Source organism: Paracoccus sp. 228, from assembly GCF_000967825.1.
GTDB lineage: Bacteria > Pseudomonadota > Alphaproteobacteria > Rhodobacterales > Rhodobacteraceae > Paracoccus > Paracoccus marcusii.
Window position 1 is genome coordinate 700,016 of sequence record NZ_JYGY01000001.1, and the last position, 13,270, is coordinate 713,285.

General features: G+C 61.2%; 18 protein-coding genes. 2 read left to right on the plus strand and 16 right to left on the minus strand.

Annotated features, from left to right (window positions below; all coding sequences use genetic code 11):
* Positions 1 to 318 precede the first annotated feature (318 nt).
* The 16 genes from SY26_RS03360 to SY26_RS03425 all read right to left on the minus strand — a co-directional run bounded on the left by SY26_RS03360 (position 319) and on the right by SY26_RS03425 (position 11,385).
* Positions 319 to 2,004 (minus strand): IS66 family transposase, encoded by a 1,686-nt coding sequence (locus SY26_RS03360; RefSeq protein ID WP_045999249.1) that lies wholly within the window; start codon positions 2,002 to 2,004, stop codon positions 319 to 321.
* Positions 2,005 to 2,067: 63 nt separating this feature from the next.
* Positions 2,068 to 2,421, minus strand: a complete 354-nt coding sequence (gene tnpB, locus SY26_RS03365) for an IS66 family insertion sequence element accessory protein TnpB (protein WP_045999250.1) — start codon at positions 2,419 to 2,421, stop codon at positions 2,068 to 2,070.
* The gene (locus SY26_RS03370) at positions 2,418 to 2,846 is read right to left on the minus strand and encodes a transposase (protein WP_045999251.1); all 429 of its coding nucleotides are present in this window, start codon (positions 2,844 to 2,846) and stop codon (positions 2,418 to 2,420) included. Before SY26_RS03370 ends, tnpB begins: the two co-directional genes overlap by 4 nt.
* Positions 2,847 to 3,270: 424 nt before the next feature.
* Positions 3,271 to 3,993 (minus strand): outer membrane protein, encoded by a 723-nt coding sequence (locus SY26_RS03375; protein WP_045999252.1) that lies wholly within the window; start codon positions 3,991 to 3,993, stop codon positions 3,271 to 3,273.
* A 496-nt stretch (positions 3,994 to 4,489) separates the two neighbouring features.
* Positions 4,490 to 4,741, minus strand: a complete 252-nt coding sequence (locus SY26_RS20930) for a hypothetical protein (RefSeq protein WP_157020392.1) — start codon at positions 4,739 to 4,741, stop codon at positions 4,490 to 4,492.
* 90 nt (positions 4,742 to 4,831) lie between these two features.
* The gene (locus SY26_RS03380) at positions 4,832 to 5,500 is read right to left on the minus strand and encodes a hypothetical protein (RefSeq protein ID WP_052715101.1); all 669 of its coding nucleotides are present in this window, start codon (positions 5,498 to 5,500) and stop codon (positions 4,832 to 4,834) included.
* A gap of 37 nt (positions 5,501 to 5,537) precedes the next feature.
* Positions 5,538 to 6,236, minus strand: coding sequence for a hypothetical protein (locus tag SY26_RS03385; RefSeq protein ID WP_045999253.1), 699 nt, complete (start codon positions 6,234 to 6,236; stop codon positions 5,538 to 5,540).
* Between the two features lie 45 nt (positions 6,237 to 6,281).
* Positions 6,282 to 7,067: a helix-turn-helix domain-containing protein gene (locus SY26_RS03390; protein WP_045999254.1), complete on the minus strand. Its 786-nt coding sequence runs from the start codon at positions 7,065 to 7,067 to the stop codon at positions 6,282 to 6,284.
* A gap of 4 nt (positions 7,068 to 7,071) precedes the next feature.
* Positions 7,072 to 8,466 carry a DnaB-like helicase C-terminal domain-containing protein gene (locus tag SY26_RS03395; RefSeq protein ID WP_045999255.1) on the minus strand — a complete coding sequence of 465 codons (1,395 nt, stop codon included), beginning with the start codon at positions 8,464 to 8,466 and terminating at the stop codon, positions 7,072 to 7,074.
* 151 nt (positions 8,467 to 8,617) lie between these two features.
* Positions 8,618 to 8,998 (minus strand): hypothetical protein, encoded by a 381-nt coding sequence (locus SY26_RS03400; RefSeq protein ID WP_052715102.1) that lies wholly within the window; start codon positions 8,996 to 8,998, stop codon positions 8,618 to 8,620.
* Positions 8,995 to 9,552 carry a hypothetical protein gene (locus SY26_RS03405; protein ID WP_045999256.1) on the minus strand — a complete coding sequence of 186 codons (558 nt, stop codon included), beginning with the start codon at positions 9,550 to 9,552 and terminating at the stop codon, positions 8,995 to 8,997. Before SY26_RS03405 ends, SY26_RS03400 begins: the two co-directional genes overlap by 4 nt.
* Entirely contained in the window at positions 9,549 to 9,731 is a 183-nt protein-coding gene (locus SY26_RS03410; RefSeq protein ID WP_045999257.1) for a hypothetical protein, read from the minus strand. The genes SY26_RS03405 and SY26_RS03410 overlap by 4 nt, the downstream gene beginning before the upstream one ends.
* Complete coding sequence (locus SY26_RS03415) at positions 9,728 to 10,552, minus strand: ParB N-terminal domain-containing protein (protein WP_045999258.1); 825 nt, start codon at positions 10,550 to 10,552, stop codon at positions 9,728 to 9,730. Before SY26_RS03415 ends, SY26_RS03410 begins: the two co-directional genes overlap by 4 nt.
* Complete coding sequence (locus tag SY26_RS20935; RefSeq protein ID WP_157020393.1) at positions 10,549 to 10,716, minus strand: hypothetical protein; 168 nt, start codon at positions 10,714 to 10,716, stop codon at positions 10,549 to 10,551. The genes SY26_RS03415 and SY26_RS20935 overlap by 4 nt, the downstream gene beginning before the upstream one ends.
* A 133-nt stretch (positions 10,717 to 10,849) precedes the next feature.
* Positions 10,850 to 11,101 (minus strand): hypothetical protein, encoded by a 252-nt coding sequence (locus SY26_RS03420; RefSeq protein WP_232303250.1) that lies wholly within the window; start codon positions 11,099 to 11,101, stop codon positions 10,850 to 10,852.
* Positions 11,102 to 11,175: 74 nt separating this feature from the next.
* On the minus strand, positions 11,176 to 11,385 hold the full coding sequence (locus tag SY26_RS03425; RefSeq protein ID WP_045999259.1) for a hypothetical protein: 210 nt from the start codon (positions 11,383 to 11,385) through the stop codon (positions 11,176 to 11,178).
* 121 nt (positions 11,386 to 11,506) lie between these two features.
* Between SY26_RS03425 and SY26_RS03430 the strand changes: the two genes are divergently transcribed.
* Together SY26_RS03430 and SY26_RS03435 are read left to right on the plus strand one after the other, a co-directional pair.
* A complete protein-coding gene (locus SY26_RS03430; protein ID WP_157020394.1) occupies positions 11,507 to 11,803 on the plus strand; it encodes a hypothetical protein in 297 nt (98 codons plus the stop codon).
* A gap of 163 nt (positions 11,804 to 11,966) precedes the next feature.
* A complete protein-coding gene (locus SY26_RS03435) occupies positions 11,967 to 13,154 on the plus strand; it encodes a polysaccharide pyruvyl transferase family protein (protein ID WP_084693661.1) in 1,188 nt (395 codons plus the stop codon).
* The last annotated feature ends 116 nt before the right edge of the window (positions 13,155 to 13,270 follow it).

The following is a 13,270-nucleotide window of genomic DNA, read 5'->3' on the forward strand; positions in this document are numbered from 1 at the left end:
GTCGCCAGAAAGGGTAAAGGTGGACGACTTTTACGCCGCCCGCAGCAGGATCATCCCGCCGCTACCGTGGCCGACTTTTGCACCGCCGTTCTCAGCTAAGCGACGGACAGTCGTGCAACAATACTCCATGCACGTTCAAATTGCCGCGAAAGTCTGAGATCAACGTTCTGATTAAAAAAGATCGCTGCGAGCCTCAGCAGATCCGCGTAACGAACAAGGTTTCCGGTAACGGTGGTGCAGCGTATGTGCCGTCCCTGTCCCATTGGGATTTTGCTTGCGGGCGGCGACGGTGAGTTCTGCTGATGTTTTCATGAGCGCTCAGAATGAGCTCACTGGGGACTCCCGGATGAGCTCATTGTAAGGAGCTGGGGTCGCGGCATAGGCCCATGGCATCAACGCATCGATGTCCTTGTCGAGATGGCCGTTGGCGAGCCTGGTGAAGAGATCACGCAGATAGGCATAGGGTTCGACGCCGTTCATCTTGCAGGTGCCGATCAGGCTGGCGAAGCGTGCCCACGACCGGCCGCCCTCATCGTGGCCGGCAAAAAGCGCGTTGCGGCGGTTCATGGCCGGGCTGCGGATGGCGTTTTCGACCAGGTTGGAATCCATGTCGACATGGCCATCCTCGAGAAAGAGCCGGAAGCCGTTCTGGCGCCGCAGCATGTATGCGAGCGCCATGCCAAGGTCGGATTTGCGCGAGATGCGTGCGGCCTGGGCGGCCAGCCAGGCAAAAAACTGATCCACCAGAGGGCAGGACAATTCCTGGCGAACCGCCCGGCGATGAACGGGGTCCGCCCCGCGAATGACATCCTCGACCTTGTAGAGCGCTGCGATGCGCACCAGCGCCTCGTCGACGATGGGCGAGCCTTTCTTTGGCTTGGCCTTGATCAGCTTGCGCCGTCCATGGGCCCAGCAAAAAGCCAACCGCAAGGGATCGCCGCCCGTGCGCTTTGGTGTGGCCAGGTGGGTATAGGCGCCATAAGCGTCGACCTGGATCGTGCCATTGAAGCCGGTCAGGATCTCATCGGCATAGTCGCCCTTCCGGCCGGGGCGATAGTGGAACACCACCCCCGGCGGTGCGGGGCCGTTCCAGCCCCGGTCATCGCGCAGCACCGCCCAGAGATAGCCGGTCTTCGTCTTGCCTTGCCCGGGGTCCAGCACGGGGGCGGTGGTTTCGTCGACATAGAGCCGGGTGCTGCCCTGTTTCAGCAGCACCGCCATGCGGTCCACGACCGGGGCGATCAACGCACCGGTCCGACCCATCCAGTCGGCGAGGACTGATCGGTCGATCGGCACACCGTGCCGCGCCATGACCACGGCTTGGCGGTTGAGGGGCATGTGCTCGGAATGCTTGGACACCGCGATCTGCGCCAGGAGCGCCTCGGTGGGCCAGCTGCTCTCCAGCAGATGAGCTGCAGCTCTCGCCTGAACCACGCCCGTGCGCCCCTTGGGGCAGGCGTATTTCGGGCGGACGGAGACGATCACCTGATAGCGCGCCGGGATGTAATCCAGCCGCTCGGTCCGATCCTCCCCGATCCGGACCATGTCGCCACAGCCGCAAGGGCAGACAATGCTGTCTGGCTCGATGACACGCTCGACGCGTGGTAAATGCTGCGGCAAGGAGCGCGCCTTGCGCTTCTTGTCCGGCACCTTCTTCTCGGGATCGGTCTCGCTGGCCACGATCCTCGCCTCGACCGCGACAATCTGTTCCTGGGTTTCGGCGATGGCGGCTTCCAGATCCTCCAGCGCCAGCTCGAGCTGCGCAGGGTCCAGCTTTTCCGATTTCGGCCCGAACTTCGCATGTCGGTATTGTCCGACCTGGCCTTCCAGCTTTTCGATCAGGGCCTTCAGTTCGGTGATGAAGGCGTCCTTCTCGGCCCCCACCGCCTGTTCATGCTGACGCGCCGCACGCTCCACCGACAGCTCGAACTGCGCGGCCTCGAACGCCTTCACAACCTCCGGCGGAAGGTCTGGAAACAGGCTGAGATCGAAGGGCTGCGACATGCGGATTCATAGCCTCTCCAAACAGGAAAGGCCAATAAAACAATGCTAAAACAGCCGAGTAAATCATCCCGCTGCAATGGGTGGAGCAACCCGCTGCGCAAAGATCCGGCGCCAGTCCAGACCTTCGAACAATGCCTCGTGCTGGGCTCGCGACAGCCGCATTGTCCCGTCCTGAACCTTCGGCCAGGAAAAGCTGCCCTGCTCCAAAACCTTGTAAACCATCACCAGGCCTGTTCCGTCCCAAACCAAAATCTTCAGCCTGTCGCCGCGTTTAGAACGGAACACGATTGTCACCCCGGAATGTGGATCAAGCTTCAGCTCGGTCTGCACGATCAGCGCCAGCGCCCGATGGCCGCAGCGGAAATCCACCGGACGCGTCGCGATCAGGATCGGCTGGCGTTGTCCCGCGACGATCATGCCGAACCTCGCAGGGCGCGCACCAACGCCGCTGCCCGCTCTACCGGAACATCGCCCGGCACCCGCAGCACCAGATCGTTGCGGATCTCGATCGTGATGACACCACATGTCCGATCAGCATCTCTTGGTGGACCGACATTCTCAGGCTCCACTGAAACAGGCACAAAGGCCGGCAGAGCATGAGAGGCCACCCCGGCCATGGCATCCGCCGGCAAAACCAGGTCCCCCTGGCGCGCCTGACGCCGCCAATCCGAAAGCTGATGCGCGTCCAAACCGTGCCGCCGAGCGATATCCACTACCCGAACACCGGGCTGAAAGCTCTCGGCCACAATCCGCGCTTTCGCCTCGTCCGGCCAGCGCCGATATCCACGCGTCCGCCGCACAACCTCGATGCAGCCATCAAACCCGTTCCCGCCATCCGCCATCGTCGTCTCCTTCTGAATCCTCAGAACGAAACTCGCCGCTACGTCAGCGCACCAGAACCGTGGAAATCAATGGGACGGGAACGGCGCATACGGTGCAGCTATGGCAGGCAACGTTTTTGTCGGCGGTATCATTGGCGCAGGCGTAGACGCTAGCACGGGCGCCATGCTTGATCTGGTGCCGAACCCCGTCGAGGTCACTCTCGCCTGCCGCTGATCGTTCACGTTGAATACCCCGCCGCGATCCGCGGCGGGCATATCGCTTAGGCATGAAAAAAGCGCCTCGGATTTCTCCGGGCGCAATTCGTCTAGTTGCAGCAATGCAAGTTTTTGGCGCGCACGTCAACAGATATCTGCGTTTAGCCCATCTGTTCTAGCTTTAAAGAGCGCCCCAATTGGGGCGCTCAAGCGTTGCTATTAAGTAGCCTTAGAAACGGTAGTTCACGCCCAGCTTAATTTGGCTCAGATCGGCCTCGAGGTTGCCGTCAGTGTCCTTGACGTCGCCGAAATCGGTATAGGCATACTCTGCGTAGCCCGACCAGTTAGAGGCGAATTTGTACTCGCCCCCAACCCCAAACGTCGCGCCCTTCAACGTGACGCTTCCGCTTTCGGCCTCGCCATCGAAGCTGGCATCTGCCTCGCCCTTAGCGCGGGTATATCCCAGCAATCCGTAAGCCAGGAAATTTGGGCTTACCAAGTAGCCCGCGCGTCCAAATACAGTAGCGGTATCTTTGATCTCGACCTCAGCAGATGCACCGATGGCATCCACAACGTCCCCTAGTTCTCCGCGGAAACCGGCCTTGTATTTCCCGACGTTGTACTCAGCGCCCAGACCAAAGATCGCATTGCCCGCCTGCCAGTCATATCCAGCGCGAATAGCCCCAGATGTGCCATCCGGCTCAGAGATGGTGCGATCGACGCCAGCATCGGATGCCAGATCACCCAGTTCGCCAATAGCGTTTAGCTCACCTTTTCCATAATTGATATTCGCACCCACGTACGCACCGCTCCAGTCGCTCACTGTCATGGCCATGACAGGCTGGACTGCCGCACGCTGCGTATTGACCACGGGATTGATAAAGCCACCGGCCGATGCCGAGGAACCGATAGCAGCAGCCACAATGGCGGTTGTTACAAATTTGGCGTTCATGATAACTCTCACATTTTGAATTTTGGTGCGGTTAGCTCGCATTTCTGCATCACATTTAGAACAAAGCGGTTCAATGCAGGCTACCCTCTGAAAACATCTTTAGATTTTATATGTGTCAGAAATGAAACGCTTAGGGTTGTATAGGGCACTGATGCATGGTCACTAACTCTACCTACTCACCCAGCAGACGCGTTGATAGCATCGCACTCAGAACCCGACCCGCGACAGCACCACGACCAGCACGACGAACGCTGGCACGAACTCGCAAAGGTCACGGATTAACCTCGCGCCCCGGCTATTGCATCGGAAAGAATCTGCGCATGAGGATTACCTGCACAGTACTGCTGTCATGATGTCCGGTATTTTCTGGCAAGCCGAGTTCTTGACGTTCAGGACGTACTACGACTCGATCATTGTCGGAATCCAGTCCTTAGCGGGTCAACTAGAAATGTGTCGAGCATGAGGCCGTCCGGGCACCACAATCCATAATAGAGGTCTAAGCGACCTGCTTAAGCGGACGGTTTCCTACAGGGGTGTCGTGTGCTCCTATGAGCTGCAATTCAGGTTTGCTAGCGTGAGCAGGTGCTTCTTCTTTGCATTCGATAAATGAGTTCGGCGCATGGATGTTCAACCCACACAACATTCGGTTTCCTGCTGACGGATGGATATGTGTTTCCCATGGCGGGGGTGAACCAAGAAAGATATCAGCAAGAACTTTTTTGACGGTTTGAAAAATCCCGTTGGCCATTTGCACCTCTAAAAATAGCAACTATCACAATCACGTGCTCAACTGTTGCAGAGAATGCATCTTCTTAGCAACAAAAACGATGCGATCAGTTCAGCTTTTTTCTGACGACGTACTCCAAGGCGCCAGCACCGGCAGCGCCCCGGTGATCTCGATCGTGTCCAGCATCCCTGGCCTGCTCAGCACGGCCCACAGGTCCAGGAGCGCCCCGCACCAGGCTAGGTAGTTCCGGCGCTTGGCGGCGACCATGCTGGCGGTACCGGTGTAGCTGATGGCGCAGACCTGCCCGATGTGCTCACGCCGGTGGCGGCGGTGATCGCGCCAGACCCACAAGCTGCCGATCTGCGCGGTACCGGCCACGAAGCACCCCTCCTCGTCGCTCCAGTCCCACCCGCAGGGTGTGATGCTGATGCGTTCCCCCTGCCCCCAGTCCGGCGCGCTGCGGGCGCGGGCGAGCTCGGCGATCTGCGTGGCCATGCGACGGCCGCCTACGTGATCCGGCAACGCCTCGACCACGGCAGCGATGACCTGCGCATCTCGGTGCGGATCGCTGGTCCCTCCCCCGTCGACGGTGACGCCGACCTTGTGCCGCTCAGCCATGATCCAGAGCGTGTCGACGCCCGGCCGGTCGAATTCATAGGTGCCGTACTGGTCGAAATCGAGGACAGCCTTCTCGGTTAGGAAGGCCCACGCTAGGGCGTCGGTGATCGACATGGCGCGGGTGATGCGGGATCCGGTCTTGATCGGGTCGTGAAGGCTCATGCGGCCCCTCTGATTTTTATAGCGTCCGGAAACCTGTTCATGCTGTGGTGTCCTTCCGGTACCGCAGCGCGGCCAGAAGCCGCTGCTGGCCGTCCATCGAGGGCTTGCCGTCCTCGCCCAGCACCTCGGCGCACAGGAACGCCTTCCAGCGAGCCAGGGCCAGCGAGGCCTGGACCTCCAGCTGCAGCGCGACGGCCTCGATCTTGTTGCCGCCGATGAGCAGCTCCGCGATGGTCAGGTCCTCTGCCGGAGTGAAAGCCGGTGCCAGCTTCTCTAGGTGCTTGACGATGGCCCGCTCGGGCAGGCTCAGCGCGCCCCAGGGGCGGTCGGTAGTCTGCGCCTTGGCAGCGGCCGGGGCTGCGAAGGGCCGTGCCGCGGGCTTCTTGATCGGGTCTTGAGCGGGGGTCGGTTTCGGGGGCACGGGCCTAGCGTTTGCTGGCGTGGCGTTCTTGATTGGCCTCTGCACCGGGGCGGCCTCGGCGGGGGTATCGAGTTTGGCTGCGACCTCCGGAAGCGTCAGGCCGTGGTCAGACTGCAAGCGGGCGTCGACAGGCGCTGGCGATCCCACATACTGCGTTCCCTGGTCGGCCTCGCTGACGAACAGCTTGCGGCCTGTGGCCTCCTCGAACTCGGTCAGCGCATTTGCGAGCAGGGCAAGGGCGGTCCCTTCCTGCATCAGCTTGTGGGAGCGGTCGGTGATTTCCGAGACGGTCATGCTTGCGAAATGGATGCTCACTGTCGGGGTCCTCTTAGTGGGGTTGGGGTGTTGGGTGGCCATGGGTTAACCTCCGATCATCTTGCGGCGCCTGGCACGGCGCTGTTCCGGGGTCTCAGCTGGCGAACTGGGCGTACCTGCTGCCGGTCGCGCAGACTTGGCATTGGCAAGATCGCTCATGCCTGCGGTGAACCAAGACCAGCGGTTCGGCATGAAGCCCGGCGATTTGCTGCGTTGCTTGGCGAGCATCTCCCGGATTTTCGCATCCTGCTCTGACCTGCTCAGGCCAAGGGCATCCCATTTCGGCAGTTCCTGCAGGTCGTTGGTCGTGCCGGTCCATCGGCCCTCAGGGGTCACGCCTGCGGCGCTGCATCCCATGAGGGTGAGGATCTCCTCCCTTCTGCTGTCCTGCCCCTGATCGACGACGACGGCATCGCTCGCGCGCAGTTGTTGACGGTTCCCTGACGGTTCCTGACGGTTCGGCGGAACGGCGGTTCCGGGTTTAGTGCAGTCACGTTCCGGGTTTTGTGTCGTGACGTTCCGGGTTTTCGTCTCATTCCCGGTTTCTGGTTCCGGGTTCGATGTTCCGGGTTTGAGCATCAGAATCCGGTAAACATTCTTGCCGCCTCGGCCGCCGCCGGTCTTGATCGTGATCCATCCCGATGCTTCCAGACGGCGGACAATGCCTCTCGCCCCGCGCTCGGTGACGCCCGTCTTTTCTGCAATACCAACCATGCTCGGATAGCAGCTGCCTGCGTCATCGGCCCAGTCAGCGAGGGCCAGCAGTGTCAGACGCTCGGTGGGGTCCTTCGGTCCGTTATCCCAAACCCATGACATGACCTTGATGCTCATGATCCTACTCCGACCAAACAGTGTTGGTGGAGAGGGCGCAAAGACAGCGGGCGGTGCCGGTCTGTCCCATGCGCTGCTTGGCGACGCCGATTTCCAGCTTGCCGCGGGCGGCCTCCATATCGAGGAGCCAGTCGGCATACTCGTCCTGGTCGGAGGGCTCGGGCTCTTCCTGAGCAAGGTAGTATTCCGGTCGGTAGCAGAACAGCACGCTGTCTGCGTCCTGCTCCAGCTGCCCGCTCTCGCGCAGGTCAGACAAGACCGGGCGTTTGTCCTCACGGCTCTCGATCGAGCGGGACAGCTGCGACAGGGCCAACACCGGGATGTTGAGCGACATGGCCATGCCCTTGAGGGCGAGGCTGATGTTCGTGACCTGCTGGTAGCGGTCCTTGCCCTGGGCCTTGAGCAGCTGGGCATAGTCCACAATCAGCAGCCGCAGGTTGGGTGTGGCACGGGCGATCTGGCGGACACCGCCGACCAAGGCGTCGACGTTCGAATAGGACCGCGACAGGAACGTGATGGGAAGGTCGCCGACTGATCGGCCGAGCTCGACCACGGCCCGCATCTCATCCTCGGTCATGTCGCCGCTGCGCATGTTCACATAGGGCACCGCCCGCCCGTCGCGCGCCGTAGCCTCCGACAGCGCCCGCTGCGCCATGGCAGCCGGGGTCATCTCCAGCGAGGCGATGGCGACCCCATGCCCCGCCCGTGCGGCGTTCAGCGCCATCGTCAGCGCCACCGCGGACTTGCCCATGGCCGGACGCCCGCCGAGGAGGGTCAGCTCGCCGGGATAAAGGCCCGGGATGATGTCATCGAGCGCGGGGATCCCGAAGCGGACGAGGTCATCGTTGTTGCCCTGATAGGCTTCGACGGACTGGGCGATTGCCTCGGTCACGGCCGCCAGCATGGAGGTGGGCCGATCTGCCTGGCTTGCGAACTCTGCAGCCACGATCTGCCGCTCCAACTGCAGGGCTATCTCGCGCGCCGGCGTGTCGCCGCGCAGCAGCCCAACCTGAGCTTCCGCAATGGCAGCGGTCAGGGCACGCTTGCGGGCGTGCTCCGCCAGCATCTCGGCTATGCCCTGCACCACCTCCCGTCGGCCGGACAGGGCGTTCGAGAGCATCCGCGTCAGGTATGCCGGGCCGCCGACTTCCTCGAGGTCGCGTAAGCCCTGCAGGTCAGACTTGAGGGTCAGCGGGCTGACCAGGTCGCCGCGGTTCGACCGGGTCTCGATCAGGTCGTAGATCTCGGCATGCAGAGGAAGGAAGAACAGTTCGGCTCCCCCTGCCTTCATGACGATGGGCGTCAGGCGGTCATTCATCATCAGAGCCCCGAGGAGCTGCTGTTCCGCCTCAAGGGAATGGTGCCCGGTGTCGGGCCGGATCGCGGTGACGACGTTCATTCTGCGGCCTCGCAATGCTTCCAGAGCTGATCGGCGGCGAGGTCGCCCACGCTGCGCCAATGATCGCGCTGAGGTATGTGATTCCAGACCTCACCACGGCTCACGCGAGCCAGCGCAGCGATTGTCTGTTCCATGGTCGGTTCGGGGCGGCTCACGCTGCGATCGCGATCTCGACGATCACGCCCCCATCCTTCGAGCGCTCGCCTTTGCGGACCGGCTGCACCTTGAAGCGGCTGTCATCGACGCCCAAGACCTTGGCAATCGCGTCCAGCGCGCCCTTCTGAGCGGTGATGAAGTTGTCATCGTCGGGATAGACCGTGCCGCTCGGGGGGCAGCAGGTCAGGGTGATGAAGATCGAGCCCGCGTCAGGTACCTGTTTACGGGCGAGGTGCAGCCGCGCCTCCTGGGCGATGGCTGTGGCCATGCCGCGCTGGGCCTTCACCAGACGGGATTTCTTGCGCCAGTGCAGGCGGCTGTTCATCGACAGGTCGGACATGCGAACCCAGTCCAGCGTCAGGCGGGCGATGTTCATGCCGCTTTCCCCCGCGCATGGATCACGGTCGCAAACCGATTCCGCGCGTCGAAGCGGTACCAGGCGGCATTGTCCTCGCCCGGCTGGCCATTCCCAATCCACGAGACACGACCGATTGGCACGACCTCGGAGCAGCTGGCCGACAGCCCGGCAAAGTAATCGTTGGCGGCGAAGTCCCACGGCAGCAACGCCCAGACCGGGGCGATTCCGGACAGGTGCCGGATGATCGAGACTGCCGGATCGCCGCGCTGGCCGATCTTGGGCCAAGGGGGATTCGTGATCCACAGATCCACATCGGTAGCTAGTTCAGCGGTGATCTCGGTTGCGGACATCTCGTCGATGCCGGCGCCCTCGGGCACGATGTCCGTCGACCAGATGCACTGGCCAGCGGGCCAGAGGTCGAAGAGGTGCCGGATCAGGTTCCCATCAGCCGCGCAGGGCTCACCGTAGCGGGCCCGCAGGGGCAGGAAGGGGATCAGCGGGACGACGGCTGCCTTCGGCGTCAGCCAGAGGCCACGGGGTCGCTGAGGAAGGCCGGGCGCGCGCTTGCTCACGTCCTGATCCTCCCCAGTGCCACGGCCAGCCGCTGCCGCACATCAGCGGTGGCGGTTGACTTGGGCGCAGTGCAGGGGCACGGCCCCAGGGCCACACGCAGACCGTGCACCTCGGAAAGTGGGATGCGGATCACCGCCATGCCCTCTTCCACCTTCACCGATCCGGCCTCGGGGCTCATGCAGCACCTTCTCGCTGCACCTGGTGGATCAGGGCAACGAAGAACCCGCGGCGAACCACGGCCATCGGCTTGCCCTCGGTTTTCGCGAGACGGTCCGCGGTCACGATGACCAGCCATGGCTTGCGCGCGTGGAGCGCGGCCACCAGTTCCGATGCCGTGGCGCCGGTCTCGGCGGCGGCGCCCAGGAACGGCGTCAGAAGCGCGTCCGAGAAATTTGCCACCGATTCCGGATCGAACTCGCGCACGGCTGTCAGCCCGGCGGTGACCGCCGCGCCGTGTCCGGCTTCGATCGTCTTGCGGATTAGGGCTACGCAGGACACCTGCCCCGGCCTCTTGTCGGCAGTCGAACGGTTCGACGTCATCAACTCACAGCCAGCCGCGCTCACAGCTTTCCCGCACTCGACGGCCCATTCCTCGTCCGCAGTCAGCGCGGCGCGATACACCTGGTGCCCACTGACACGGATCTGGCGTGTGTTGATGTCGATGAAGGCCTGAGCCTGCTCCTCTGGCGCCACCAGAGCCACCATGGCGGGGATGCTCTTGATCCCGCAAAGGGCCGCGGCGTGGGCCCGGTGCTGGCCATCGATGATCGCATAGCGGCCACCCTCGATGGGGGCGACGATCACCGGTGAGAACCGCGACCAGCGGAAATCGCTGGCGATCCGTTTGATGGCGGAGAGGTTGTTCTTGCTGAGCGGTCGCTGGTTCTGGTCGTCGATCACCAGCTGGGCGATCTCAACCCACAGCATCTGCGGCGAGGGTTGCGACGCCAGCTCGGCCGGCTGCATGTTTGAAATGTCGATAGTGCGGAAATGCGTCACGACACACCCTCCGGCAGCACGCCCTCGATTCGCATGCGCACCAGGGCGTCCGCCACGTAGGGGGCCGGCAGCCCCACGCGGGCGGCGATCTGCTCCGGGGTGGTCAGGTCATCTTCGATCGCCTCGATGATCGCGGCGTCTACGCTCATGCTGTCGTGGGTCATCGCTGCTCCTTGGAATGATCACCGGAAAGTTTTCCGAGCCGATGAGCTGCGCGAGCAGCCCACCATTCCCCGAACGTGCCGAGGTGGATCGCGGCCATGATCTGGACGCGATAGAACGTGATGAGAGTTCTTCTCATGGCTGCCCCGTCAAAAGGTGAAGCGCGGCGTCACGCATTTGGGGGTCGGATATGGCCTTGCCCACGACCCAGCCCGAGGGCGCGTTCAGCCCCCGAAACCAGTTGTCTGCGGTCGATGCGTCGACCTGGAAGACGTGAGCGGCATGGGCCGGGCTGTCGAAGTTCTGCAGCACGAAGCGCTGCCATACTGCCGCGAAGTGCTGCCGGTACGAGATCACCTCGCGCCGGGAATTCTTTCCAGAGGACATTCGGTTTTTTCCTGTGCTGTTGTTCACCTGTGAGGAGTGAACGAGTGCAACAGACGAGTGAGAGGGAGCGGCCATCAGGTCGCCCCTTCGGTCGTTTTCGCGGGCTTGTCGTCGGCCATGTAGGCAACGAGCTTCGCTGCGATCTGCGTGGTGCAGTCGCCTCCACTGGTCATTCGGGCATAGAGGCGGCTGTTGTTGACCGCGCGACCGGTAATGGTCGACGGCGCCAGGCCGGTCCGAGCCGAATGCTCTTGGATTTTCTGGATGATCTGTTCTCTGTCCATGAGCACAAAGTGGACTTTTGTCCTTCTCGTGTCAATGGACTTTTGTCCGCTAGCGATTTGGCTGGCTATATAGGTAAATGCCAATATGCCTAGACGCTTTTACGACGCCCTAAAGGAAGCCTTGGACAGCTCTGGCTGGTCAATCCCGCGCCTGTGCCAAGAGGCGGGCGTATCAACCGATCAGGTTACGAAGTTCATGCAACGGGCAGGCAAGGGCGAGCGCGCATCGACCAACGTCGACGATGCCGTGAAGCTGGCAAATGCCCTGGGCTTTACCCTCGATGAGATGCTGAAAGATCAGACTGCCGTACTTCGATCTGAAGCCGTCGATCTGTGGCGGGCACTGACGCCAGAAGAGAGGGACATTCTGCGAGCTGCTGCACGAGGCCGGCGCGACGCGTCAGACACGGCTCATTAGTGATTCTACGTAGAGTTTTTACAAAGTCAGCCAAACCATCCGACATCTTTCCTCCGATCATGTTCAAATAGAACATAAGCGGAACATCGCCCGCACGCCAAGATGTTAAAAACACTAGCCATCGCGCGGCCACCTGATTTGGATCAAAAACTGAAGGATCTCAATGCGTATACTTTTTCACGGTCCAGTCTCGTCATGTCACCGCCCGACTGCGCATCTGCCGTTCCTGAGCGGCATTCCTTCTCCTATTGAGACCACTCTGGGGGGCTTGAAAGACAACCACAACCTGACATCCAACCGCGGAAACCTCATCCACGCAGAAGCTCCATCAAAAACTATAAAGGCACGGCCGAACGCGTCTGCGTTCGGAAACATACCTTCCCTCCATCAGGCCTTCCCACTAAAGGTCGGTGAAATGCTGGCTCGGAATTTTGACCTCATCGTCTACTCGACGGCGAACTTTATCACGGGCAATAAGGAGATGGTGCCGTTTGCAAATGCACTTCGAGCAGTTGCAGGTCATGTACCATTCGTCGTCTTAGGTGCGGGAATGCAGGGAAAGCCTGATCTCGCGGACGTCCATTCTTCCGTTCAGGAAATTCTGTCAATCTTCAATGAGAAAGCGCTTCTTTTTGGTGTTAGGGGCATGACAACCGAACGGTGGTTGCATGAAAACGGCTTCACCAATGCCCGCGCTTTGGGCTGTCCGAGCATGTACGTCTACCCGCAGGCGATCAACTCGGTCGAAGCGCCTTTGGCAGCTCGCATTCGAGAGGGAGCGTCATACCTGACGGCCGGATACCTAACGGTCAAGGGCGGCCATAACTTCCAACGCGGGGTTGCTCTGGCACAAGCATTTCGAAACGCGAAGGCGTCATACGTCTTCCAAGATGAGTTCTTTCAGTATGGTGAGATCACGAAGCAGAGCGGCATTTACAACCCAGCTCTCAGTACTTGCGATCGAACAGCTATGAATGAGCTCCTATCCAAAGACACCGGAAAACCTATCAACTTTGCTAATTACTATTATTTCTCCGAAACATCGGCATGGCGCCAGGTAGCAGCTGCCCATGACGTCTACTGCGGGGACAGGTTCCACGGCGGCATTGCATCGTTGCAGGCCGGGAAACCTGCGCTGTTCATGGCCCATGACAATCGCGTCAGGGAAATGTGTGACTTTTTCGGCCTGCCATGGATGACGACACAGGACCTGGCGGCAGAAGGCCCTGCCGCGGCCGTGACAAGAACGATCACTCCCGGCCAGATTACAGATATGAAGCGTACTTACAGAAAGCGCTTTGATGACTACAAGTCCGCGATGGAAAGCGCAGGCATATCACTGCGACACTGAGCTGCCACATTAATCCGAAAGCCCGCCCTTATCGGCGGGCTTTTTCATGCTGAGATCACGGCAAGGCAATGGACTACAGGAGCGCCGACGAGGGCCTGTGATCAGTAAGTGGACTT